This window comes from Pseudomonas sp. R5-89-07, assembly GCF_003851685.1.
Taxonomy (GTDB): Bacteria; Pseudomonadota; Gammaproteobacteria; order Pseudomonadales; family Pseudomonadaceae; genus Aquipseudomonas.
The window spans coordinates 3,508,197-3,530,230 of the sequence record NZ_CP027727.1; the positions used below are offsets into that span (position 1 = coordinate 3,508,197).

Sequence of the window (22,034 nt, forward strand, 5' to 3'; positions counted from 1 at the left end):
TCAGCGCCAACTCCATGACACGCCGGTGTAGATACCGCGGCCGTCGGCCGGGGTGGAGCGCGCCACATCCACGCCTTTGTCGTCATAGCCCGGCGTAACGGTATTGGCATAGCGCCGGTTCGTCAGGTTGCGCAGGTCGACCCAGGCCTGCCAGTCCTGCCTGGGCGCATCGTAACCAAAGGTGGCGCCCAGGGTGGTGTAGGCCGCCGCGTAGTAAGAGTTGGCGTAGTCCACCGCCACCCGCGAGGCGTGCTCGCTGTTGAGGCTGGTGTAGAAACCGGTCGGGTGGCTGTAGCGCAGCTGCGCCTGGTAATAGTGCTTGGGCATGCCGGGCAAGGTGTTGCCACCAAAACGCTCATCGTCGCGGTAGTGGAAGTCGCTGAAGGTATAGGCTTGGCGCAGCGCAAGCTGGCCGTTGCGTCCGCCGTCCCACAGCGGGCTGAGCAGGCTCAGCTCCACGCCCTGGTGCACGGTGGGGCTGGCATTGGCTTCGGCGACGATGGCATTGCTGGTGGCTGTCTGGGCCTGGGCTTCCACGGTCAGCAGTTCATGGCGCACCTCGGAGCGGTACAGCGCCAGGTCCCATTGGCCAAGCCAGGCCTCACCGCGCCCACCGACTTCCAGCGTCGTAGCGCTCTGATTGCGCAGCTTCACGCCTTCGCGCTGCAAGCCAGTGGCCGCGCCACTGCCGGGGCCGAAATATTTGTTGGAACCCCAGATCATCGACCAGGCATGCGGCGGCTCGACCGAACGGCTCAGGTTGCCGTACACCTGCAATTGCGGGGTGAAGTCATAGCGCAGGCCAATGCGTGGCGCATAGTCCCAGTCGTGCTGGCGAGTCGGCGCCTGGCCGTCCGGATAGGTGACCTGGGTTTCGCGGCGGGTGTAGATCGCGGCCAGGCCAGTGGTCAGCCACAGGTCAGGCACCAGCTCCAGTTCGTTGCCGACGTGCAGCACGGTGTCCGAACCCAGGTAGGTGTAATCACGGGTCTTGGTGCCGGGCACGAAGCCCGCTGTGTTCCCGGTCGGGGTGCGGACGAACTCCGAGGCGCCATTGTTGGGCATCGCCTGGGTGGTGCGCAGGCCGAGCGTGGTGTTGCTGGCGTGGCCGAACAGGCTGTCCTGGCGGATGTAATTGAGGGTGCCGCTGATGTCGGTGTAGGCGACTTTCAGGCGGTTGGTGCCTTCGCGCAGGTCCATCGGGTAGTCGTGATAGGCCAGCCCGACTTCGACCCGCGAAGCGTCATCCAACTGCAAGGTGGTCTTGTTGGCCATCCAGGTGGAGCCCGGTTGCAAGCGCTTGGAATCGCGGGCGGCGTTGAGGCTGTTGGCGGCACGCGGGTCATGGCTGATCTGGTAGCGCGTGAGCTTGCCTGGGGTGTCGTTGGTGGTTTCGCGGTAACGGAAATAGAAACGCGTTTCCAGGTCCGGGTTGAAGCGGTAGCCGAAGTTGGCCGCGACGCCCTTGCCGGTGCCAGCGCTCTGGTGCTGGAAACCGTCGGACTGCGAATCGGTGAGGCTGATGTAGTAATCGGCATCCCCGAGCACCTGCCCGGAACTGATCTCGCGCTGGGCGTAGCCACGGCTACCCGTCTCATAGCGCACTTGCAGTTTGGGCGCGTCCAGACCGGTGCGGGTGACGTAATTGACGGCGCCCCCCAGGGCCAACGCGCCCTGATCGAAACCGTTGGCGCCGCGCAGTACTTCCACCCGGCTCTGCCAGAGCGGGTCCTTCAGTTCGTAAGGCGTACCGCCAGGGCCGGTGAGCGGCAGGCCGTCGAACATTTCGTACAGCCCCGAGCCATGGGCACCGGGGCTGCGGTTCAGGCCCGAACCGCGAATGGACAATTTGACCCCTTCGTTGTTCGCCGCCTTGGCGTAGACCCCGGCCTGGTATTTGAACACGTCCTCATTGGTGCTCACCCGCCCCTGCTGCACGCTGTTCATGTCGATGAAATTAGTGCCGCCGGGCACGCTTTTGAGCTGCGCCTGGGCAATGTCGCCGGCACTGGCCTGGGCCGTGGTGACTTCGACCGGCGCCAGTTGCAGGCTGTCGGCCTGTACCAGCGAACTGAGGGCCAGGGTGGCGAATAGCAGCGGAGGTTGTCGCAACAGCATGGGGCGGGTCCTTGATAGACAGGGCGTGGACGGCAGCGCCGGCACGCGAACAGTCATGGGAAGGCGCCCACACCCGCCAGGTCACGCGGGCACCGGGATTCGCTGTTAAGTCCAAAATCGAATTAACAAATAAAAATTCAGTATTTAAGGAAATAACCGCTACGCCTTACTGTGGGTCATCGAACCCCTCCATCGCGAGAGCCTACCCATGCAAACATCCGCCACCCTCATTGACTTCACCCTTCACCGTAAACGCCGCCAGGCACGTGCGGCGGCCGAGTTGATGTGGGCGATGTACGCAGCGCGTGCAGGGCTGGCCGTGTTTACTGCGCACGCCACGACAAACAGCGATACCCGCCAGGCGTAAGGCCGATGAACTTCCTTCACGCCATTCCCGAACCACCTGAGCCGCTGCCCACCCCCAGCACCGACGATGATGTGATCAGCCTGTGCGTAGCGCACAACCTGCAACGCCTGCGCGGCAAGCGCCACCTGTCATTGGACGGGCTGGCGCGGGCCTGCGGCGTGAGCCGTGCAATGCTGGCGCAAATCGAGTCCGGGCGCAGCGTGCCGTCGATCAAGGTGCTGTGCAAGATAGCCAAGGGTTTGAAGGTGTCGGTGGCGGCCTTTCTGGAAGACCGCGCGTTCGAGGGCGTCGAAGTGCTGCCGGCGCGACAGAGCAAACGCCTGGTGAGCGCTGACGGAGCGTTCGTCAGCCGCGCGTTGTTCCCTTTCGACAGGGCGCGTCAGTCCGAATTTTATGAAATCCGTCTGCGAGGCCTGGGTGAAGAAGTCTCCGAGGGCCACGGACCTGGCATCCAGGAAAATCTGGTGGTCGCCCAAGGGGTGCTGGAGGTCAGCGTCAACGATGAGCGCTACCTGCTCTCCACCGGCGATTCCATTCTGTTTTTCGCCGACCAGCCGCACCGCTATCGCAACCCGGCTGACAGCGAGGCGGTGGCGTTCCTGGTGATCATCTACCCGGAACGTCTGGACTGAATGCAAAAAGCCCCGACGATTCGGGGCTTTTTTCTGACAGGCGAGCTGTCAGCAGGTGCAGCACATCATCGGCATGCCGTTGCAGCTCATCATCATCGGCATGGCGCAGTCGTTCATCATCTTGTTCATCAGCATGCAGCAGTTTTCCATCATGCCCATGCTCATGCCCGACATCGGCATCATTTTGCACAGCATGCTGTCACCCTGCAGGGTGCACTCCATCACGCATTTCATCATGCCCATGGCCATCGGCATGTTCATGCTCGACAGCATGTTCATCGCGTCCGCCGACATGCACATCATGTTCATATTGGCGCACTGCATCATCATCGGCATGCCGCAGTTTATCATCATCGCCATCATCTCGGCGCTGGTCTTGAACTGGGTCATGTCCATGCCTGCGGCAGGTTTCATGGTGCACATCATGGCGTCACCGGCCATTTCGCACTGCATGGTCGCCATCATCATGGGCATGCCCATCATCGGCATCATTGGCATGGAGGTGTTCATCGGCATCTGCATTGCGTTCATCATGTTCGAAACTCCGTAATCGACAGGAAAGGCCAGGTTCTGGCGCCGATTCTAGAGCCGCCAGGCAACGGCGCAAGACGCTGGCAGAGCAGCAGGATTGGATGTTCCAAGGGCGACTTGGTCGGTTTGAACAAGCAGAAAAACCGGCATGACAGCGATACCGACGCTGCAACGGCAAAACACGACGTGTAAGTTTCGAGATAGACGCAATGGATATTCGAACCAGGAACTTAAATAGTCCAGATGGAAATAAACAATCTAACCCACGGCAAATAGATCACCCGCGCCCCCCATTGCCCGGCAATGCAAGCGTTTGCATCAGATCGTCAGCGTCCGAACCGACGGGAAATCTGAACCCATACATCTCATCGGTGGCCAGAATGCTGGCAAGCGCATCGCATAGCTGCGCCTCGGTAGGTGATTCGCGCAGCAGTTTGTGCGCGGCAAGTACTACGTCCGCAGCCACCCCCTGGGCACTCGCGGCGTCGATGACAGCAAAAAGGATAAATCGCAGGCGGATTTCGCGATCAGTAGGCCAAACCGTTTTTCGCTTACCCAAGGTAGGCACTCGTGTTTAAGAAAAGTCCGAGGCTAGGGCCGACCGGGGGCGTGTTTCAAGCTGTCCAGGGCATCATAGGCATCTTCCTACAGAGGAAAGAGAAACACCCCACCCACAGGCCTGTTCGTGCCGCCCGCGTGTCACTGCACAGGCAGGAAATTCATCAGCAGCAGACTTTGCGCATAGTTGAGGCCGATACGTCGGTAGCGCTCATCGAGTATCTGGGTGAGCAGGTCCAGGCGCGCGACGATCTTGCCGAACTCGACGGCGAAACTGAGGTTGCTGCCCTCCTCCGATATTTCATTGGAAAACAGCAGCAACACACCGTTTGCGTCCTGGCGCTGGCCGAGCAGCCAGGTGGCTTTCTCGATATTGCGTGCGGCGTTGCTGACAAACTGTGGGTTGATCGAGTCGGTCACGTAGAACTGCGTACGCCCACCGTGCGCGGTCACCAGCATACTGCCGATGGCGTAGATGAACGCCCCTACCCGGTCACCGCGAAACTCCGGGCTCAAGGAGTAGCTCAAGGCCGCCAGATCACGCCGTTCGCCCAGGGCAGGCAATGGCTGACGGTTTTCGATAGCCTGGCGAATAGCCCGCGCAGCGCTCACCGCATCCGGATACCCGGACTGACGCCACTGGTTGGGATTGCGCAGGTAAAGCTTGCTCATCAGCAGATACAGGCTTTGCAGGTTGTCGCGCATGCCCAGGGTGGCCATGCGGTCGACGCTGGTTTGAAAAAACTCATCCGGCTTGCCATCGCTGAACTGCCTGGCGATGTCGCGCCCCTGTTGCTGGCTGCAACCGACAACACACAACGCCAACAGCGCAGCCAGCAACCGCGGCCATCGGGTGATAAAAACAGTGAACGTTCGAGCCATCGGTACCGGGTCTGTGTCTGTTGGCCAATCGCAGGAGGCGGATGGCAGTGACAGAGGTAGATCAGGAAAATCAAAAAAAGTGCAGCACCACGGGTTTAGATAAGCATCGGACTACAGGCGCGGCCGTCCACTATTAAACCTGTAGAAAATTTGAATTAGCGAGTTGCCCGCTCAGTCAAGAATTATGAATGCGGTAAATTTGACGAGGTAACAGTGATGACTATCCAGGCAGAGACACTCGTACAACTGACCGAAGCCTTGAAAGAGCGCGGCTTGAATCTGGTTTCCGATGTCCACTTCACGCGCGCGCCCTACCGGCACAATCACCGCTGGATCTGCACGGTCGAGTAACGGTCCATACTGCTGACGGCTTGGCGGCGTAGCCGGCCGTTGGCACCTTCCGGCACTGCGCAAGGGACGCCTACATAAAACAGGCCCCGATCTGCTGCGACTGTGTAAAACTCATGCTTTGGTGACAGTCACCGCCTCCCTGCAGACCTTGCGAGTAATCACATGATCGACGGTTCCGCTGTGTTAACAGTGTTCTTGGTCTACTTGGCGGGTGTCGTCATCCCTGGCCCGAATTTCGTTGCCGTCGTCCATAAGGCGGTGGCCGCTACACGCGCTGAAGCCCTGGCTTTGGTAGCGGGAATCGTGGTGGTCAATCTGTTCTGGTCAACCTGTGCGATTGGTGGGCTGGGGATCGTATTCGCTGCTCTGCCCTGGGCCGCCCTGGTTGTGAAGGTGCTCGGGGCAGCCTATCTGATCTGGTTCGGGTTCCGATTGCTACTCAATGCCGGGAGGAATGCCATCGGTCCCTCAAATGATGCCGTCGCCGGCAGTTGCCGACAGTCCTTCACCCAAGGTGTGATTACCAACCTGGGTAACCCGAAGTCCATGGCCTTCTATGCCGCTGTATTCTCAGCCGCAGCCCCCGCCCACGTTTCGCCGGGCACGTTCTTGTCGATGCTGGCAGTCGTAGTGGTAGTTTCGCTGGCCTGGTATGCAATGGTAGCAATCGCCCTCTCCCAGCCCAGGATCGCCAGCGCATATCAAGGACGGAAAAAAGCGATTGACCGACTGTGTGGCGGGTTGATTTTGTCGTTGGGCATCCGTCAGTTGATTTAGCAGTCCTGTCATCGAGAACCGGGCTGGCTAGTCACTTCAAGGGAGCCTTTGGGTTGGAGGCTGCCTGCAACGTCGAGGCGATAAGGTCGCGCAGCCAAATATGGGCGGGGTCTCGGTGCAGTCGTTCGGGCCATAACATCAGCATTTCAAATCCGGGAATGGCCAGTGGAGGCGCTTGGACGTGAAGTGCCGGCTCATCTCGCACCAACCTTTCGGGCACCACCGCCACCAGGTCGCTGTGCGCCAATGCCGAGACGAGCGAGTTGAAATTGGACACTGACAATACGACGCGTCGTTCAAGCCCTTTTGCTGCCAGTGCCTGGTCAGTACTGCCCACGAACCCAGCGCCATCAGGTGACATGACAGCATGCTCAAGGGCGCAGAACGCTTTGAGCGTTAGCTTGTCTGCCAACGCCGGATGGCCGCGCCGCCCTGCCAGCACGTAGCGTTCATGAACCAAAGACCGCTGGCGCAGTTTGGGCGGCGCGTCATCGCGGGTGTGCAGCGCCAGGTCGAGCTGGCCGTTCTCCAGCTCATTGGCAAGGCTGACGGGATGTTTGTTCAACAGTGCCAGGCGGGTATTCGGGGCCAGGCGCCGGAGCAGCGCCAGCGACGGCCAGACCAAAGCGGTCGCGGCATAATCACTAGCCGCCACCTTCCACGTCTGATTGGACAGCGCGGGCTCAAAAGCGCCGCCAGGGCTGAGTGCGCCTTCCAGCGCTACCAGCGCTTCACGCAGCGGCCCGCGCAGTTCACGGGCCCGCTCGGTAGGCGACATGCCTCGCGGGCCGGGCAGCAACAGGGGATCGTCGAGCAATTCTCGCAGTCGGCCCAGTTGCAGGCTGACGGTAGGTTGGGCGAGGTTGAGCAATCGAGCGGCCCGCGTAACGTTCTGCTCGGACAACAGCGCATCCAGGGTGACCAGCAAATTGAGGTCCAGACGCCGCAAGGTATTGTGCATGTAAATACCCTATGTTTCGGAAATTCATTTCTATCATACCGGGTTCGTCGTTACGGTGAGGGGCATAACCACTCGGAGCCCCTCATGAAGCTACTGCTGATTTACGCCCACCCTGAACCTCGTTCGCTCAACGGCTCGCTGAGGGATTTCGCGATTGCTCACCTGGAAACCGCAGGCCACCAGGTCGAGGTTTCAGATTTGTACGCTATGCAGTGGAAAGCACCCATCGATGTGAACGACGCCCCAGGCTATGACGACAGCAAACCGTTCAACCCGGCGATAGAATCCCAGCGAGTATTCGCCGCCGGCACCCAACCGGCAGACATCGAGGCGGAGCAGGCCAAACTGCTGTGGGCCGATGCCGTGATCTTTCAATTCCCACTGTGGTGGTTTTCGATGCCTGCGATCCTCAAGGGGTGGGTCGAACGCGTCTACGCCTACGGATTTGCCTACGGTGTCGGCGAACACAGCGAACGCCACTGGGGCGATCGCTACGGCGAAGGCCGCATGGAAGGAAAGCGGGCGATGCTGGTGGTCACCATGGGCGGCTGGGCGTCGCACTACAGTGGCCGAGGGGTGAACGGTGCGCTGGATGACCTGCTGTTTCCTATCCAGCATGGGGTGCTGTTCTATCCTGGGTTCACTGTGATGCCGCCCTTCCCCGTCTATAAAACCAGCAAGATGGACGCGGCTCGTTTCGAACAGCTGTCCGCGGCCTATGCTGCGCGGCTGGATAGCTTGTTCGATGATGAGCCTTTGCCGTTTCGTCGTCAGAATGCCGGGGACTATGAAATTCCGGCATTGACGCTCAAGCCGCATATCGCGCCCGGCCGTCAGGATCTGGGCATCCACATGGGCGATGGCATACAGTCTGAGGGCTAAGCGTTCGCCGGCATATGCTGGGGAACACGATGACTGTTCAGGCACCAGACGACACCGGTGACCAGCAGCAGGATCGCGGCGAGTTCGTACGAATCGGGGAATCGATGCTCCCATAGAAAACCAAAAACCAGCGCCGCCAGCGTCTCGATCACCAGCACTTGCCCGCTGAGCGCCAATGGCAGGAGCCTGCTGGCTTGATTCCAGCACGCGCCACCGATAACCGAGGATAAAAGCGCCACGCCGCCAGCCACCAGGAAAAAGTGCAGCCATTGGGCGCTGCCATGGCTGGCGGCGTGCAAGCCCAAAACCGGCGCCGCCAACAGCAGCGACTGCGCGCCGGTCATCACCCCCATCAGCAGTGCCCAGTCATGGGAGGAAACGCTGACTACCTGAACCAGCCGACGAGCGTTGCTCACCGCGAACCAACTCCAGGTCGCCAGTGCGCCGGTCGCGCATAAAATCCCTGCAATGTTAGTCAGTGTGTCGGGCCTGTCGCCATTGATCAGCGCATGCCAGCTGATCAGCACCACGCCTGCCACGGCACAGCACAGCGAGGGGACGAGCTTGCTCAGGGAAACGGCGTTGGCATCGTGACGCCCCGCCAACGTGACGAACACCGGGATGAGCCCGACGATAAGCGATGTTGTGGCAATGCCCACCAGCTGCACACCGGTGCCCACCAGCGCATAGTAAATAAGGTTGCCGACCAGGCTGAGCCAGAACAGTGACTTCCAGTCGGCAATCGTCAAGTTCGCGCAAACCCGCCGCCAACGCGGCATCAACAAGACCAACGAAATCGCGCCATAACACAGAAACCTGAGGACGGCGAACTGCAGCCCGCTCAACCCCGGAGTCAACTGGGGGCCGAGAAAGATCACCCCCCAGCACAGACCCGCGCAAACGCCGTAGACGATGCCCTTGAGCAATGATCGATCAGCAAACATTCATCCGCACTCCCAAAGCGTAATGGAGGGAGTCTGCAGCAGCGGATTCGGGGAATATTGTCGGTAAACGCGGGATTTTTTACCCAGACTGTTTTTGCGTTTTGCGATAAGCCGCCGGGCTTGTGGCGCTGACCCGTTGCATGGCTCGGGTCAGCGAGGCCTGGTCGGAAAAACCGGCGCGCAAGGCGATTTCGCAGATCGGCAATGAGGTTGCGCGCAGCCATCGCTGAGCTTCCTGGATGCGCACATCGGTCAACCAGGCTTGCGGGCTCATGTCGAACGCCTGGCGGAAGCGCTGGTGCAGTTGGCTCATGCTGATGCTTGCGACTTGAGCCATGACGTCGTTGCTCCAGTTCGCCCCCGGATTTGCCCGAAGACGGGCAATCAACTGCTCGAACGGGTCGCAAGAACGCGGGGCATCCGGGCTAAGGGATGACAACATCAATGGGCCCAGCTGTGAAGCCGTGATGGACAGTTGTGCATTGCCTACCAACTCGGCGAACTCGATCAGCCGGCGTGTCGCCGGGGGAATGGGAACATATATCTGCCGAGCAAGGCGCTCGATCTGAAGCGTCTCCCACGCCGTTGGCGCGCAGTCCAGAACCAGAAAGCGGCTATCGGCACTGGTGTGCTGCGAATGTACCGCGCCAGGCGTCACCAGGGCTGCCACTGACGGATCGATGCACCCTCCGCGGCCGCCTACGTCGATTTCCATGCGGCCATGGATCGGCAATACCAACTGAGTGTGGTCATGGTGATGGTTGTGGTTTTCGCGCTCGTAGCTGCGCACTTCAAGACTCAGAAACATGATGCACCATTGGCCCGATCCGGTGAGATTGACGCCCTACAGCGCCTGCGCGCACCTGTACTCGCTCAGGATTGGCGCGCGGATTCTAGCATCGGCTCACTTGACTGTGACATTCAAGACCAGATCGCCGTTTCTGTATTGATCTCAGCTACGGAAGTGGCATTGAACTGCCGCTGGCGGTGCAGGTCATCCCGCATCTTCGAGAACTCGAAGCGCTTGGTCTCCAGTTCCTTCAGAACCAGACTCGATATTGTGTAAGTACCGCAGTCGGAGCAGTCAACGAGCTTAGTACTCTGCCCCTCATCGGACTGCTTCGCTTCAAGCCCGCACAGATAGCAATTCATGTCTGACCTCCTGTTGGTTGATGCACAGGAGATCGCCCCGTGGCCGCAGAAGTTTCAATTTCCTGGCAGCGCCATCGCCTGGAAAAACTTCCTGGCACCCTCAGCGGCAAAGGCAAGGCCTTCTTGGCGCGCTGCCGAGGCGTCAAACAGAGTGGCGCTTGGACTTGGGATAGCTAAGTTTCCGGTACTGGATAACTTGATGAATCAAAACCTGGGGAAATAACCAGGCTTGCCAAGAGCCGCCCCTAGCCACAGGCGAACCTCAGTCAATAAAAAACCCGGCCCTGTGGCCGGGTTGTTGACGGACTGTGCACCCGCTTGTCATTTACTTCGAACCACTGTTCTCGCGTTCAGTTTGAGCATCCTGATCAGACCCAGGGTTGCCCGGCGGCGGGTTCCAGTCCACCGGGCGCTCGCCCATTGCCTGCTTGGGCTCGGATTTGGTTTGGTCAAGACCTGAGTCATGACCTTCACCGGCATCAGGCACTTCTTTTTTGGGTCCTGGGTATGGCGCTGCCGGACCATTATTATCATCGACCATAACTACCTCCTCTCTGTAGCGCAGGGTTGCGCATAGGTATGAGAGGTGCGGTGTAGAGAGAACGTGCAGGCGCATCGACGAGCGGGCGAAAGAATGCGCACGATGGCAAAGCGTTGCATATTCATGCTGCCCCACGCCTGGTCAGGGCCCGGGCCGGCGACCTAAAGTCCCCATGCATCGTCTACACCGACCCCGCCCACTCGAAGTTCTCGCACGCCCGCTTGCGCCCAGAACCGAATAACCGCGCCCTTCCCGCCCGTAATCACCTGGACATGCTGGATCAAGTCAGCCTGGCAGTCGGCGCGCATCACCGGTTTATAGCCGTGAGCCTTATACAGCACCCAGCCGCCGTCCTCGGATTCGACACGGAAAACATCCATTGAAAAGCCCCCTGCAGTTTCTCGATTGAGACCCGCGACCTGCTCCATGTTTGAAGCATCCGCTAATCGGCGGCGCCAGATTATTCCCGGCAGGGCTGGAGCAGGCTCAAGCCCTATCCGAAGCGGTGCTGCTATCCCGTGCACGATCCCACAAGCGCACTTGCAGACTGTTGTGCACGGCGGTCGCGCAGATGGCCGCCTGGCCTGTGGCGACGCTGATCTGCTTGAGCGAATCCACCACATCACCGACCGCGTAGAGCCCATTGATGGAGGTGCGTTGGTGGGCATCAACGCACAAGGCCCCCTGCTTGTTAACCCGCGCACCCAACTGCGTCGCCAGCTCGGAACAGAACCGTGACCCGAGTGACGGATAGACAATGTCAAAGCAAAGCGCCTCACCTTTGCAGGTGCGCACCCGGACTTTTTGATCGATGACCTCGATGCGCTCGACGCGGTCGCCGATCAGACGTATGCCCGCGTGCCGCGCCAGCTCCACCGCTTCTTCGCAGGCCTGGGTATCACCATGCACCAGCACCGTCACACGGTCAGTGAAATTGCGAAGGAACAGCCCGTGGTTGATCGCGCAATGCGCTTCGCCGTACACCGCAACGTTGTCACCGTTAACCTCATAACCGTCACAGATCGCGCACAGCCGAATGACCGATTGCGCGACCGCATCATAGGGGCGCGCCATCTGCGGCAGCGTATCCACGATACCGGTCGCCAGCACCACCCGACGCGCGCTCAGCGTTCGACCGTTGAGTCGCGCCTCAAACCCCATACGATTGCAGGACAGGTTTTCCACCCGCCCGGCCTCGATGATCGCCCCGTAACGCAGCGCCTGCTCGCATAGACGCTCGAGCAGGTCCTTGCCGGCGATGCCGGGCGGGAAGCCTGGGTAGTTATGGGAAAGCGGGATCAGGCTCGCGCGGCTGGGCCCACCGTTGGCCACCAGTACACGCCGGTGGAAGCGGCTCAGGTAAACCGCAGTGGTCAGCCCTGCCGGGCCTGCTCCGATCACCAGACAATCGAAGTCCACCTGTCCCGCATCGGTCGAGGCCGATTCCGGTTGATCAAAAAGCTCCTCGTATTCACCCTGCGCGCCAGCCATCACTCTTTCCTCCCCATAAGCCTTGCTAGTAATGACTGGTGTGGATCAGCAAAGGTTTTTTGGCGCGATAAACGGCGGTTCACGGCTTATGTTCCGTTCGTCTGCCCTGCTCGTCGGGCCTGTGAACCAAGGGCTGGGGGCACCTTTCGAAACTGGACAACCCATTTTGAGAACCCGCTCAGGAGCAGCGCCATGGACGCATCCCGCCGGATCACCTACAGCCAGTTCCCTCCCATCGAGGACCCGAGGCGCAGCGGCATGCTGCCCGTGGATGAACTGCATACCTTGTACTGGGAAGAAAGCGGCAACCCCGACGGCGTGCCGGTTATCTACCTGCATGGCGGCCCCGGTGAGGGCGCACCACCGAGCGTGCGGCAGTTCTGGGACCCCGATCATTACCGAATCGTGCTCTTTGACCAGCGCGGCGCCCTGCGCTCGACGCCGCTCGCGGCGCTGCACAACAACACGACCCAAGCGCTGGTCGGCGACATCGAGACGCTGCGTGAACACTTGGGCATCGAGCGTTGGCTGGTCACAGGCGGGTCATGGGGAACGACCCTCGCGCTGGCCTATGGCGAAGCGAACCCGCAGCGCTGCCTGGGTTTCATCCTGCGTGGCGTGTTCCTCGGCACACGTGACGAGATCGACTGGTTCATCCACGGCATGCGGCGCTTCTTTCCCAGGGCACATGAGGACTTCGTCAACCTCATTCCCGAAGCCGAACGCGCCGACCTGCTGCAGGCCTACCTGAACCGCATGACCGGGGAAGACGAGTCGATCCGCATGGAGGCCATTCGCGGCTGGATCCGCTATTCGGCGAGTTGCTCGTTGCTGCGCCATGACCCGAAAGGCGTTGAGGAGCAGGCGGCGGACGACGAGACCAGCATCGGCATGGCGACACTGGATGCGTGGTATTTTCTCAACCATCTGTTCCTTGAAGAAGATCAGCTAATTCGCGACATCGCGGCGATCCGCCATCTACCCTGCACGCTCGTTCAGGGTGGCCACGATATGATTGCAACGCCCAACTCCGCTTATCGCTTACATAAAGCATGGCCGGGCTCGGTGCTGAAACTGGTGCCGGATGCGGGCCATTCACCTTCGGAGCCGGGCATCTTGAGCACGCTGATCGAAGCTACCGAAAAATTCAAGGTTGCAGGGCGTTTTGACTGACACTGAACAAGGCGCGTAGGGGCCGTATTTTTTAGGGCCCTTACATCACTTGACGCTAGGCTAACTGAACAACGCCACCGGGAGCGGGCATTAGATTAATTAACATGCCGCTAATACTTATGGGTTTGCGGTGGAATTGGGGGACAAGCCTTTGCTTATCGGACTTCAGCCTATCGGTCTCACAATGCGTAAACACATGGTGGATGGCATAGTTTGACGTACCAATTGTCCCGTTTTTTCATGAAGGTTTTTCATATAGGTGTCACAACCCACTGCTACGCTGCCTGTGTCAGAGGGCAGGATCGCCCACTTGGGCGCTATTAAACGGCTCACTGGACGCCAGGGAACATTCTGAGGACAGAATGATGGGCGGTGCTGATGCAGTGATCTCTGATAAATCACTGAATTGCAAAAACATGGAGTTGTTATGATCGTTTTAGGAATTACTAACAATGATTTATCAGGTGCCTGCCTGGTCCGCGACGACCGAATTCTCTCAGCGGTAAGTGAAGAACGTTTCACCCGTATCAAGGATGACAAAGTCTGGCCTGCGCAATCTATTTCGTTTGTACTGGCTGAGGCGGGTATGAGTTTAGAGGACGTAGACTATGTAGCCTATGGTTGGAACGCAGGATTCACTGCTGAAAAGCATTTACCCTTATATTTCGATCGTATTGTAGATGAAGTTAATAACAACCCTGATGGGCTACCACTTTTCCGACAACGCATTGTTGACGAAATATCCAATGATAAAGAAAAAAGAGCTGAGTTCGATAAGTTTATCTCAGACAATGCGCTGTCCGCCTATTATATAGATCACCATGAATGTCACGCATTGGGTGCTTATGTATGCTCCCCATTCGATGAAGCTTTAACCTTGACATGTGATGGGCGAGGTGACTTCCAATCGCTGACGCTGACACATTACACACCCAACGAAACCACGATATTACAGCGTGAAACAAGCATCGACAGTCTGGGGTACTTCTACGGACGTATCACCCATCTGATGGGTTACAAACCTAACCGCCATGAAGGCAAGATCACAGGCTTGGCTGCATTTGGCGATCCCGAAAAACTGCTGCCCGTCATGCAACAAATGATTAATGTCGAGGGTGGGCGCATCAGGGCCAAATGCGGGGATCTCTTCCTGCCTTCGTATAATGGTTACAGCGACACGCTAAAAACGTTACTGGCAAATGAAAAGCCGGAAGATATTGCAGCCGCCGTTCAACGCCATGTTGAAGACATGCTTGTTACAATCGTCACTTACCATTTAGGAAGGCTAGGGAGTCGTAATCTTTGCTTAGCGGGTGGTGTGTTTGGCAACGTAAAGCTTAACCAGCGTTTACGAGAAATCCCTAATGTGAATAACGTCTATGTGCTTCCATGCATGGGAGACGGCGGTCTGGCACTGGCCGCTGCAGTGGGCGCGGCTTACCTGGAAAACGGCACTCGATTCAAGAACCCGGCGATGACGCTGGGCCCGGCCGCACGTAGTGTTTCGCAAAACATAAACCTCATAAATCGCGACTACCCTGAGCTGGGCTATCACAACCCCACTAACATCATTGAGACGCTCGTAGACGCTTTGATGCAAAACCAAGTGCTGGGAATGTTCAAAGGAAAAATGGAGTTTGGCCCGAGGTCGCTATGCAACAGGAGCATCGTTTACCATGCCAAAGATGCTGATGTGAACGACTGGCTCAACAAACGTATGCACCGAACCGAGTTCATGCCATTTGGCCCGGTGACCGCTATCGAACAGGCCGCCGAATGCTACATTGACTGGACCGAAGAGCATATTGCCGCAGACACCATGACGATGACCTATGATTGCCATCCACAGTTTATCGAGGCCAGCCCCGCCGTTGTGCATGTTGACGGTACTGCCAGACCACAGGTAATTCGTCCTGAGGCAGACGGGTTTATGCACAAGCTTCTAACTGCCTGGCACGCTCGAACAGGGCAGTCAGCGTTAATAAACACCTCCTTCAATCGTCATGAAGAGCCGATTGTATGCACTTCACAAGATGCCCTGGCTGCGCTTAAAGAAGGCATGGTCGACTTGGTAGTCATGAGCGAGTCGTTAATCATCTGGCGTAAAAACAAGAACAGTTTCGCCTTGCAGCGTTTTGAGTAAAACCGACGCGCCTAGGGGCTTTCCAAGCCCCTTTTTTTTTCAAATGGGTAATCAACTGTTTTTATGTGGTGGCCGATGTACTTGATATTTTTTGGTTTCTTTGCAGCCGAGGGCATTATCTATCCGTTCTGGCCGACCTGGCTAGACACGCTGGGGTTCAGCGCCAGTCAGATAGGTTTGCTAATCGCGGCAGCTTATTGGCCTCAAATTGTGACCGGGGTGTTGATTACCTATGCCGCGGACTGGCGCATCGATCAAATTTACCTGGCCGCATTCCTAAGTTTTTCAGCAGCCATCAGTACGCTGCTGTTTTATTTCCTACCCACCTCTCTATTCACTTTCATCGCGTTGAGCATTTCGTTCGGCGGCCTGTGGATGGTCGTGCTGCCCCTGTGCGAGTCGTATCTGCTTAAACGAGATAAACAATCCATTCAAAATTACGGTTGGGTAAGAGCAGTTGGCTCTTCAGCATTCATTTTAACATCGACACTGGGTGGTGTTTTTTTTACTTTTTATGGGCTTTCATGGGTGCCTATCAGCGTTGCAGCAAGCATGTTTTTTACAGCATTGAGTTGTTTATGGTTAAGACATCGAGTCCCAAATAAAAACGTCTCTAACAATTCTCAGCGCGCTAAAAAACCAGACTGGCGGCGGCTATTCGAAAACAAAACGCTGCTATTGGCAATTGCTTCGGCAAGCATCATTCAGTTAAGCCATACATTGTACTTTGCCACAGCCTCAATAAACTGGGGACTTAAAGGTTATTCATCGACTACCGTTGGATTATTTTGGTCAGTTGCTGTGATTGCTGAGATTACCTATTTTGCGTTCTCGAATAAAATCCTCAAATCCTTCTCTCCCTTATCTATCGTGATTTTGTCCAGTTTATGTGCGTCGCTTCGCTGGGCACTCTTCTCTAACAGCGACGCCCTATCACTCATCATCGTAGGGCAATGCATGCACGCTCTGAGTTTTGCTGCTTATCACACGGCGATTATGCGCTTTATCCGCGATCACGCTCCGCACGACATACAGACTTTAACCCAGGGGTTCTATTATTCTTTCGCGGTAGCAATACCCATGGGGATAGCCACGCCGTTTTCCGGTTATCTTTATGAGAAAATGCCCAATGGGTCTTTTTATGTAATGGCCACCATAGCCTTACTCGGCGCGCTACTAGCCTTGATTGCTTATCAAAAAACGCGGAACTTCAAGCATGACGACACACACGTTTACAGCGGTCTGTTTTGATATGGACGGCGTCCTTATTCAGTCACGCGAAGTTATTGAACATGCCTGGTCTAGTGTGGCGCGGGAATATGGCATTGAAATTAGTCAAGACTTCATACATGAGCATATCCATGGTCGACCTGGGGAGTATACGCTGCAGGCTCTCTTTCCCAACTTCAATCAACCAACCCGGCGCACTATCAAAGAACAAGTAGATGCTGCAGAAGAGGTGGCAGTCTGTTCGTTAGTACCTGGGGTGGCAAAGCTGATTGCTCAACTGCGGGAACGATCAGTTCCGTTGGCACTGGTAACCAGTAGTTGGCCCGCTCGTATCGCCTATGTACTCAGTCATCACGGTCTGGAAACTGCCTTTGAATGTATCGTTTCACGCGAAGATGTCAGCCGTGGAAAGCCAGCTCCCGATTGCTATCAGCTAGCGGCTCGAAAATTAAACACCCCCATCAATGAATGCCTTGTCTTCGAAGACTCCGTAAGCGGAGTCCAGTCGGCGGTAAGCAGCGGTGCGAAATGTCTCGGTATCGGCAATGACGTTTCGCTAATCAACTACGGCGCTAAGGCGGTGTACATCGACTTTGACGCTCTGCCAAGCATAGAAAGCTCGACGCCGACCTCTCTGTTTACTGAAAAGGGCTTGGTTGTCGGTAGCCATAGTTCCAGGAGATTACCTTCTTAATGACATCCACACTGAAATATGCCGCTATTCTTTGGGAGTACTTGTCCGAAGGGCGTCAGCATGAGACCTGTGATTTGCTCGTAGTCTGTGGGTCATACGATCTTCGTGTCTGCGACTACGCTTGTGAACTGCTTCGCAAGGGAGTAGCTGGCCACCTATTATTCACAGGCAATACGGGGAATTGGACGAGACACTTATGGGATAAAACCGAAGCCGAAGTTTTTGCTCGACGCGCGCTCGACCTTGGGATTCTGCATGAGCAATTCAGCTTGGAAAAGCGAGCAACCAACTTTGCTGAAAACATTGCCTTCACTAAAGAAATGTTTCCACAAATAAAAAGTGCTACTTTTCTTACCAAGCCAAACTCAATTCGCCGGGTAAAACTGACTTTACCTATCCAATGGCCCGGCCTTGATGCATGGGTTGATGCTCCGAGCTATTGTTTCCCTGAACAAACTTCCAATCAGGTGGGGGTGCTGGGATTAATCGACGAAATGGTGGGTGATGTACAGCGCATTATGCTGTATCCAGAAAAGGGCTTTCAGATCGGAGAAGAGTTACCGAAAAAAGTCGAGGCGGCGTGGAGGCACTTGATTGAGCTGGGCTTTAAAAACCACCTTACCAGTTAGTGTACCGCGCTTGGACAATGGCACCGCTCCAGCGTCGTCGTGCCCCTCATCGCGCAATGCAGAACACCGATAGGATCAGGCAATACTCAAATTCAATCCGGCATAGCCCCCCAGCACTCTCCCACCTAGCATGGCCTCGCCTTATATCTTCAGGAGTGCGCCCCTTGAGTGCAGAAAAAACCATTTTTATCACCGGCGTCAGTAGCGGCTTTGGCCAGGCCCTGGCTAAGGAAGCTCTCGCTCAGGGCCATCGAGTGATCGGCACTGTACGCAGCGAATCCTCTCTGGCAGCCTTTGAGGCGCTCTCGCCTGAGCGGGTCCATGGGGTGCTTCTGGACGTTACCGACTTCGATGCCATCGACGCGGTGGTCGCGGCTGTTGAGGAACGGCACGGCCCGGTAGACGTGCTGGTGAACAACGCCGGTTATGGCCACGAGGGGATTTTCGAGGAGTCGTCGCTGGCAGAGATGCGCCGCCAATTCGACGTCAATGTATTTGGCGCAGTGGCGGTGAGCAAGGCGTTTGTGCCGTATTTTCGCCAGCGGCGGGCGGGGCATATCCTCAATATCACGTCCATGGGCGGCTACATCACCATGCCGGGCATTGCCTATTACTGCGCTAGCAAATTCGCGCTGGAGGGCATCTCTGACACGTTGAGCAAGGAGCTTGCACCCTTCGATATTTTTGTCACGGCCGTGGCACCAGGGTCGTTTCGCACGGATTGGGCAGGCCGTTCGATGCAGCGTACGCCGCGCAGTATCCGTGACTACGATGCGAGTTTCGACCCGGTGCGCAAAGCCCGTGAGAAAAAAAACGGCCATCAACCGGGCGACCCGCAGAAAGCCGCACGCGCCATGCTGACGGTTATCGCCAGTTCCAGCCCGCCGGCTCACCTGCTGCTGGGCAGCGACGCCCTGGCCCTGGTGCGTGACAAGCTGCGCCGGACCGCGGAGAGTATTAAGCAATGGGAGGCGCTTAGCTGTTCTACGGATGGCTGAGCATGAATGTGGAGAGCGTGCAGTCGATGTCGAGACCCAAGGACCCGAGCACATTGCGTATGGTGCAGTTGATGGGCCAGCTTGCGCCACTGGAGGGTTACAACCTGAGCCCGCTGGATGATGTGCGTTTTCTGCGTTCCAACCGGCCGCTGACACGCACGCCGGTTTTGTATGAACCGGGCATCGTTATCCTCTGTCAGGGGCGCAAACGCGGCTATCTGGGTGATGACGTTTACGTCTATGACGCCCAGCATTATCTGGTGGTGTCGGTGCCGGTACCCTTCACGATGGAGACCGACGCCAGCGAGGCACAGCCAATGCTGGCGGTGTACCTGCGTCTGGATTTCCCCCTGGCCGGCGAGCTGATTCAGCAGGTGGACGAGATATGGAACTTCCGCTCGGCTCAGCCCATGGGCATGTACGCCTCGCCCATGGACGAACCGCTGCGGCGGTCGACTCTGCGTTTTCTGGAGGTCATGGCCGACCGAACCGACGCGCAAATCCTAGGCCCGGCGATGCTGCGCGAACTCTACTACCGCATCCTCACCGGCGAACAAGGCGGCACGCTACGCGCCGCGATTGCCCAGCAGGGCCAATTCGGCAAGGTGACGCGCGCCATTCACAAAATCCACAGCTGTTACCACGAGCATCTGGATGTAGAAGCACTGGCGCAGGAAGCGCAGATGAGCGTGCCCAACTTTCATCTGCATTTTCGCAAGGTGACCGATTCATCGCCGATGCAGTACCTCAAGTCGACACGCTTGCATCAAGCGCGATTACTGATGCTGCGTAACGACCTGACAGCGTCCAAGTCGGCATTTCTGGTGGGGTATGAAAGTGCTTCGCAATTTAGCCGCGACTTCAAGCGCCTCTTCGGCCGCACACCAATAGCGGAGGTGGCGTGGATGAAACGGACCTATGCGTTGCCGGCACCGACAACCCCGTCGCCCTTCGTGTCATCACACTGACCTTTAATCAGTCCTGTCTTATACCTAGCCCGCAATCGAGCGGGCTTTTCTTAATTTGCGATTAATTTTGCTGAAGTAGAGGCTTGTGGCTGCGATGATGCTGGAAGACTCACAGCGCTCAACTTCCCAGTAGCGTCATCTGGGAGCGTGTACATGGCGCCTGTGAGTGGGTCAACGATCAGCATGCCTATCAAGCCACCAATCAGCAGGTTGCCCCAGTACCAGCCACTGACAGTCGATTTCAGAGGAACAGTCGTCTCTGTGTAGCCTTCCTTCTGAAATGTGACGGTGTAGCTTTGGCTTTTGAAGTAGCCCCTGCTCGTCTCCAGCAATGCTGTGCCTGGCGTGACGCCCTTCGACAGCACAGCTCCATTGCTGTTCTTGATTACGTAGTTTGCATTTGTCGGCACGCTGTACAGACCCACTTTCGGCTTACTATCGCTCACGATGCTGGCGCAGCCGCTAATGACAACCATCGCAGCAAACGCTACGGCACCTGCCACCTTTCCCATCTTCATACAATCACTCCATTGCGCCTTCATTGGCATAGCCGAGATACGGCCGGCGCGGATTGTATCTGAGTGATGGCACTTAGACATATATGCCTGTCTAAAATACACGCCCTTTTCAAATATGCATTTATGCATTTATGCATTTATGCATTAAACGTAGCGCTGCCCTCTTGCCAAGGCCACCGCGTGCAATGCTTCGTCGCGTCTATTGGTGTACAGCGGATTCAGTTGGTCGAAATTTCCACGCACGACAACCCTATTACGTCAGCACTTGCACCTGCGCGCCCACCGGCAATGACCAAGCCCGGCTACGAATGGGAGGCGCAGGCCGCAAGCTTCACGAGCAGCGCGAAGAAGTCTAAACCAAGCTGCCGAAACTCCAGGTTGAGGTGATCCTGCCCGAAAGCTGCCAGTGAGATCCTGGACTTGGGCGATGCCATCCGCATGCTGAGGCACACGGGCAAGCGGCTGTGGGGTCTGCGCTGGGACGAACCCCAGAAACGCAAAAGCCCCGCTTTCGCGAGGCTTTCGTGTCAATCTTGGCGGGAAACCAGGGATTCGAACCCTGGGAACGCTATTAACGTTCGCCGGTTTTCAAGACCGGTGCATTCAACCACTCTGCCAATTTCCCTTGTGCGTCACAGGATTATGATAGCTCATCCCGTCTCAGCGGGCGCCATAATACCCGAATGAAACACACTGTCAAACTCTCTGCATAGCTTGTTACAGAGCGTCTGTTATGATCTTTGCGACTGAACGTTTCAAAACTGAAGGAGTGTCGCCATGCGCGAACAGAATTACGCAGTGAATGGCAACGCGCAGGCTGAGCAGCTTGAAGTCAGCCGCGTCTTGCGCAATACGTACGGCCTGCTCGCCCTTACCCTCGCATTCAGCGGCGTGATGGCTTACGTGGCCCAGCAGATGCGCGTCGGTTACCCGAATATCTTTGTCGTGTTGATCGGCTTCTATGGTCTGTTCTTCCTGACCAACAAGCTGCGTGACTCGGCGTGGGGCCTGGTGTCGGCGTTTGCCTTGACCGGCTTCATGGGCTTTATCCTCGGCCCGATCCTCAACCGTTACCTCGGCATGGCCGGCGGCGCGGAGGTGGTCAGTTCGGCGTTTGCCATGACCGCATTGGTGTTTGGTGGCCTGTCGGCGTACGTGCTGATCAGCCGTAAGGACATGAGCTTCCTGGGCGGCTTCATTACCGCTGGTTTCTTCGTGTTGCTGGCGGCTGTGGTAGCCGGCATGTTCTTCCAGATCAGCGGCCTGCAACTGGCGATCAGCGCAGGTTTCGTGCTGTTCTCCTCGGTGTGCATCCTGTTTCAGACCAGCGCCATCATCCATGGTGGTGAGCGTAACTACATCATGGCCACCATCAGCCTGTATGTGTCGATCTACAACCTGTTTATCAGCCTGTTGCAGATCTTCGGCATCATGAGCCGCGACGACTGATTGTTAACGCTGTAAAAAATGCCCCGTATCGCGAGATACGGGGCA

General features: G+C 57.2%; 26 protein-coding genes and 1 tRNA gene. 15 read left to right on the plus strand and 12 right to left on the minus strand.

Going from position 1 to position 22,034, the window contains the following annotated elements:
- On the minus strand, positions 1-2,118 hold the full coding sequence (locus tag C4J94_RS15955; RefSeq protein ID WP_124387069.1) for a TonB-dependent receptor domain-containing protein: 2,118 nt from the start codon (positions 2,116-2,118) through the stop codon (positions 1-3).
- Positions 2,119-2,326: 208 nt separating this feature from the next.
- Between C4J94_RS15955 and C4J94_RS27645 the strand changes: the two genes are divergently transcribed.
- From C4J94_RS27645 to C4J94_RS28015, 3 genes are read left to right on the plus strand one after another with little or no spacing between them, the layout of a single operon-like run.
- Positions 2,327-2,485 carry a hypothetical protein gene (locus C4J94_RS27645; RefSeq protein ID WP_164485588.1) on the plus strand — a complete coding sequence of 53 codons (159 nt, stop codon included), beginning with the start codon at positions 2,327-2,329 and terminating at the stop codon, positions 2,483-2,485.
- Between the two features lie 5 nt (positions 2,486-2,490).
- Positions 2,491-3,117: a helix-turn-helix domain-containing protein gene (locus tag C4J94_RS15960; RefSeq protein WP_124387070.1), complete on the plus strand. Its 627-nt coding sequence runs from the start codon at positions 2,491-2,493 to the stop codon at positions 3,115-3,117.
- Positions 3,118-3,172: 55 nt separating this feature from the next.
- On the plus strand, positions 3,173-3,667 hold the full coding sequence (locus C4J94_RS28015) for a hypothetical protein (protein WP_305955301.1): 495 nt from the start codon (positions 3,173-3,175) through the stop codon (positions 3,665-3,667).
- A gap of 258 nt (positions 3,668-3,925) precedes the next feature.
- Here C4J94_RS28015 and C4J94_RS15970 read toward each other — a convergent pair whose 3' ends face one another.
- Together C4J94_RS15970 and C4J94_RS15975 are read right to left on the minus strand one after the other, a co-directional pair.
- Entirely contained in the window at positions 3,926-4,207 is a 282-nt protein-coding gene (locus C4J94_RS15970) for a hypothetical protein (protein WP_124387071.1), read from the minus strand.
- Between the two features lie 140 nt (positions 4,208-4,347).
- Positions 4,348-5,088 (minus strand): hypothetical protein, encoded by a 741-nt coding sequence (locus C4J94_RS15975; RefSeq protein ID WP_124387072.1) that lies wholly within the window; start codon positions 5,086-5,088, stop codon positions 4,348-4,350.
- A gap of 216 nt (positions 5,089-5,304) precedes the next feature.
- Between C4J94_RS15975 and C4J94_RS27875 the strand changes: the two genes are divergently transcribed.
- Both C4J94_RS27875 and C4J94_RS15980 read left to right on the plus strand, forming a co-directional pair.
- Complete coding sequence (locus C4J94_RS27875; RefSeq protein WP_256657537.1) at positions 5,305-5,439, plus strand: hypothetical protein; 135 nt, start codon at positions 5,305-5,307, stop codon at positions 5,437-5,439.
- A 162-nt stretch (positions 5,440-5,601) separates the two neighbouring features.
- Positions 5,602-6,216 carry a LysE family translocator gene (locus tag C4J94_RS15980; protein WP_124387073.1) on the plus strand — a complete coding sequence of 205 codons (615 nt, stop codon included), beginning with the start codon at positions 5,602-5,604 and terminating at the stop codon, positions 6,214-6,216.
- Positions 6,217-6,247: 31 nt separating this feature from the next.
- Here the strand turns inward: C4J94_RS15980 and C4J94_RS15985 are convergent, their stop codons facing one another.
- The gene (locus tag C4J94_RS15985; RefSeq protein WP_124387074.1) at positions 6,248-7,177 is read right to left on the minus strand and encodes a LysR family transcriptional regulator; all 930 of its coding nucleotides are present in this window, start codon (positions 7,175-7,177) and stop codon (positions 6,248-6,250) included.
- An 84-nt stretch (positions 7,178-7,261) separates the two neighbouring features.
- Between C4J94_RS15985 and C4J94_RS15990 the strand changes: the two genes are divergently transcribed.
- Positions 7,262-8,059, plus strand: coding sequence for an NAD(P)H-dependent oxidoreductase (locus tag C4J94_RS15990; RefSeq protein WP_124387075.1), 798 nt, complete (start codon positions 7,262-7,264; stop codon positions 8,057-8,059).
- Here C4J94_RS15990 and C4J94_RS15995 read toward each other — a convergent pair.
- The 3 genes from C4J94_RS15995 to C4J94_RS16005 form a co-directional block, all read right to left on the minus strand.
- Positions 8,056-9,003 carry a DMT family transporter gene (locus tag C4J94_RS15995; protein WP_124387076.1) on the minus strand — a complete coding sequence of 316 codons (948 nt, stop codon included), beginning with the start codon at positions 9,001-9,003 and terminating at the stop codon, positions 8,056-8,058. The genes C4J94_RS15990 and C4J94_RS15995 overlap by 4 nt on opposite strands.
- A 79-nt stretch (positions 9,004-9,082) precedes the next feature.
- Complete coding sequence (locus C4J94_RS16000) at positions 9,083-9,811, minus strand: AraC family transcriptional regulator (protein WP_124387077.1); 729 nt, start codon at positions 9,809-9,811, stop codon at positions 9,083-9,085.
- A 113-nt stretch (positions 9,812-9,924) separates the two neighbouring features.
- Positions 9,925-10,155, minus strand: coding sequence for a hypothetical protein (locus C4J94_RS16005; protein WP_124387078.1), 231 nt, complete (start codon positions 10,153-10,155; stop codon positions 9,925-9,927).
- Here C4J94_RS16005 and C4J94_RS16010 point away from each other — a divergent pair.
- Complete coding sequence (locus tag C4J94_RS16010) at positions 10,154-10,378, plus strand: hypothetical protein (protein ID WP_124387079.1); 225 nt, start codon at positions 10,154-10,156, stop codon at positions 10,376-10,378. The two genes, C4J94_RS16005 and C4J94_RS16010, sit on opposite strands and share 2 nt — an antisense overlap.
- A 102-nt stretch (positions 10,379-10,480) precedes the next feature.
- On the opposite strand, the gene C4J94_RS16015 is transcribed toward C4J94_RS16010, so the two are convergent.
- The 3 genes from C4J94_RS16015 to C4J94_RS16025 form a co-directional block, all read right to left on the minus strand.
- Positions 10,481-10,696 carry a hypothetical protein gene (locus C4J94_RS16015; protein WP_124387080.1) on the minus strand — a complete coding sequence of 72 codons (216 nt, stop codon included), beginning with the start codon at positions 10,694-10,696 and terminating at the stop codon, positions 10,481-10,483.
- Positions 10,697-10,857: 161 nt separating this feature from the next.
- Positions 10,858-11,124, minus strand: a complete 267-nt coding sequence (locus tag C4J94_RS16020; RefSeq protein ID WP_256657538.1) for a hypothetical protein — start codon at positions 11,122-11,124, stop codon at positions 10,858-10,860.
- A 58-nt stretch (positions 11,125-11,182) separates the two neighbouring features.
- Positions 11,183-12,187 carry an NAD(P)/FAD-dependent oxidoreductase gene (locus tag C4J94_RS16025; protein WP_124387081.1) on the minus strand — a complete coding sequence of 335 codons (1,005 nt, stop codon included), beginning with the start codon at positions 12,185-12,187 and terminating at the stop codon, positions 11,183-11,185.
- Positions 12,188-12,379: 192 nt separating this feature from the next.
- On the opposite strand from C4J94_RS16025, the gene pip reads away from it, so the two are divergent.
- The 7 genes from pip to C4J94_RS16060 all read left to right on the plus strand — a co-directional run bounded on the left by pip (position 12,380) and on the right by C4J94_RS16060 (position 20,022).
- The gene (gene pip, locus C4J94_RS16030; protein WP_124387082.1) at positions 12,380-13,360 is read left to right on the plus strand and encodes a prolyl aminopeptidase; all 981 of its coding nucleotides are present in this window, start codon (positions 12,380-12,382) and stop codon (positions 13,358-13,360) included.
- Positions 13,361-13,787: 427 nt separating this feature from the next.
- Positions 13,788-15,503: a carbamoyltransferase C-terminal domain-containing protein gene (locus tag C4J94_RS16035; protein WP_124387083.1), complete on the plus strand. Its 1,716-nt coding sequence runs from the start codon at positions 13,788-13,790 to the stop codon at positions 15,501-15,503.
- 75 nt (positions 15,504-15,578) lie between these two features.
- Positions 15,579-16,754 carry an MFS transporter gene (locus C4J94_RS16040; protein WP_124387084.1) on the plus strand — a complete coding sequence of 392 codons (1,176 nt, stop codon included), beginning with the start codon at positions 15,579-15,581 and terminating at the stop codon, positions 16,752-16,754.
- A complete protein-coding gene (locus C4J94_RS16045) occupies positions 16,720-17,427 on the plus strand; it encodes an HAD family phosphatase (protein WP_124387085.1) in 708 nt (235 codons plus the stop codon). Before C4J94_RS16040 ends, C4J94_RS16045 begins: the two co-directional genes overlap by 35 nt.
- Entirely contained in the window at positions 17,427-18,056 is a 630-nt protein-coding gene (locus tag C4J94_RS16050; RefSeq protein ID WP_124387086.1) for a YdcF family protein, read from the plus strand. Before C4J94_RS16045 ends, C4J94_RS16050 begins: the two co-directional genes overlap by 1 nt.
- Before the next feature lie 164 nt (positions 18,057-18,220).
- Positions 18,221-19,054 carry an oxidoreductase gene (locus C4J94_RS16055; RefSeq protein WP_124387087.1) on the plus strand — a complete coding sequence of 278 codons (834 nt, stop codon included), beginning with the start codon at positions 18,221-18,223 and terminating at the stop codon, positions 19,052-19,054.
- 26 nt (positions 19,055-19,080) lie between these two features.
- Entirely contained in the window at positions 19,081-20,022 is a 942-nt protein-coding gene (locus tag C4J94_RS16060) for an AraC family transcriptional regulator (protein ID WP_124387088.1), read from the plus strand.
- A gap of 50 nt (positions 20,023-20,072) precedes the next feature.
- On the opposite strand, the gene C4J94_RS16065 is transcribed toward C4J94_RS16060, so the two are convergent.
- A complete protein-coding gene (locus C4J94_RS16065; RefSeq protein WP_124387089.1) occupies positions 20,073-20,540 on the minus strand; it encodes a hypothetical protein in 468 nt (155 codons plus the stop codon).
- Positions 20,541-21,074: 534 nt separating this feature from the next.
- Positions 21,075-21,165: transfer RNA gene (locus tag C4J94_RS16070), tRNA-Ser, on the minus strand.
- Between the two features lie 152 nt (positions 21,166-21,317).
- On the opposite strand from C4J94_RS16070, the gene C4J94_RS16075 reads away from it, so the two are divergent.
- Positions 21,318-21,989 (plus strand): Bax inhibitor-1/YccA family protein, encoded by a 672-nt coding sequence (locus C4J94_RS16075; RefSeq protein WP_053256786.1) that lies wholly within the window; start codon positions 21,318-21,320, stop codon positions 21,987-21,989.
- Positions 21,990-22,034: the final 45 nt, after the last annotated feature.

What these genes read in the sequence shown, in the direction of transcription:
- C4J94_RS15955 (WP_124387069.1), bottom strand. Translation starts at nt 2,118, where the DNA reads ATGCTGTTGCGACAACCTCCGCTGCTATTCGCCACCCTGGCCCTCAGT.
- C4J94_RS27645 (WP_164485588.1), top strand. Translation starts at nt 2,327, where the DNA reads ATGCAAACATCCGCCACCCTCATTGACTTCACCCTTCACCGTAAACGC.
- C4J94_RS15960 (WP_124387070.1), top strand. Translation starts at nt 2,491, where the DNA reads ATGAACTTCCTTCACGCCATTCCCGAACCACCTGAGCCGCTGCCCACC.
- C4J94_RS15975 (WP_124387072.1), bottom strand. Translation starts at nt 5,088, where the DNA reads ATGGCTCGAACGTTCACTGTTTTTATCACCCGATGGCCGCGGTTGCTG.
- C4J94_RS27875 (WP_256657537.1), top strand. Translation starts at nt 5,305, where the DNA reads ATGACTATCCAGGCAGAGACACTCGTACAACTGACCGAAGCCTTGAAA.
- C4J94_RS15980 (WP_124387073.1), top strand. Translation starts at nt 5,602, where the DNA reads ATGATCGACGGTTCCGCTGTGTTAACAGTGTTCTTGGTCTACTTGGCG.
- C4J94_RS15985 (WP_124387074.1), bottom strand. Translation starts at nt 7,177, where the DNA reads ATGCACAATACCTTGCGGCGTCTGGACCTCAATTTGCTGGTCACCCTG.
- C4J94_RS15990 (WP_124387075.1), top strand. Translation starts at nt 7,262, where the DNA reads ATGAAGCTACTGCTGATTTACGCCCACCCTGAACCTCGTTCGCTCAAC.
- C4J94_RS15995 (WP_124387076.1), bottom strand. Translation starts at nt 9,003, where the DNA reads ATGTTTGCTGATCGATCATTGCTCAAGGGCATCGTCTACGGCGTTTGC.
- C4J94_RS16000 (WP_124387077.1), bottom strand. Translation starts at nt 9,811, where the DNA reads ATGTTTCTGAGTCTTGAAGTGCGCAGCTACGAGCGCGAAAACCACAAC.
- C4J94_RS16010 (WP_124387079.1), top strand. Translation starts at nt 10,154, where the DNA reads ATGTCTGACCTCCTGTTGGTTGATGCACAGGAGATCGCCCCGTGGCCG.
- C4J94_RS16005 (WP_124387078.1), bottom strand. Translation starts at nt 10,155, where the DNA reads ATGAATTGCTATCTGTGCGGGCTTGAAGCGAAGCAGTCCGATGAGGGG.
- C4J94_RS16015 (WP_124387080.1), bottom strand. Translation starts at nt 10,696, where the DNA reads ATGGTCGATGATAATAATGGTCCGGCAGCGCCATACCCAGGACCCAAA.
- C4J94_RS16020 (WP_256657538.1), bottom strand. Translation starts at nt 11,124, where the DNA reads ATGGAGCAGGTCGCGGGTCTCAATCGAGAAACTGCAGGGGGCTTTTCA.
- C4J94_RS16025 (WP_124387081.1), bottom strand. Translation starts at nt 12,187, where the DNA reads ATGGCTGGCGCGCAGGGTGAATACGAGGAGCTTTTTGATCAACCGGAA.
- pip (WP_124387082.1), top strand. Translation starts at nt 12,380, where the DNA reads ATGGACGCATCCCGCCGGATCACCTACAGCCAGTTCCCTCCCATCGAG.
- C4J94_RS16035 (WP_124387083.1), top strand. Translation starts at nt 13,788, where the DNA reads ATGATCGTTTTAGGAATTACTAACAATGATTTATCAGGTGCCTGCCTG.
- C4J94_RS16040 (WP_124387084.1), top strand. Translation starts at nt 15,579, where the DNA reads ATGTACTTGATATTTTTTGGTTTCTTTGCAGCCGAGGGCATTATCTAT.
- C4J94_RS16045 (WP_124387085.1), top strand. Translation starts at nt 16,720, where the DNA reads ATGACGACACACACGTTTACAGCGGTCTGTTTTGATATGGACGGCGTC.
- C4J94_RS16050 (WP_124387086.1), top strand. Translation starts at nt 17,427, where the DNA reads ATGACATCCACACTGAAATATGCCGCTATTCTTTGGGAGTACTTGTCC.
- C4J94_RS16060 (WP_124387088.1), top strand. Translation starts at nt 19,081, where the DNA reads ATGTCGAGACCCAAGGACCCGAGCACATTGCGTATGGTGCAGTTGATG.
- C4J94_RS16065 (WP_124387089.1), bottom strand. Translation starts at nt 20,540, where the DNA reads ATGAAGATGGGAAAGGTGGCAGGTGCCGTAGCGTTTGCTGCGATGGTT.
- C4J94_RS16075 (WP_053256786.1), top strand. Translation starts at nt 21,318, where the DNA reads ATGCGCGAACAGAATTACGCAGTGAATGGCAACGCGCAGGCTGAGCAG.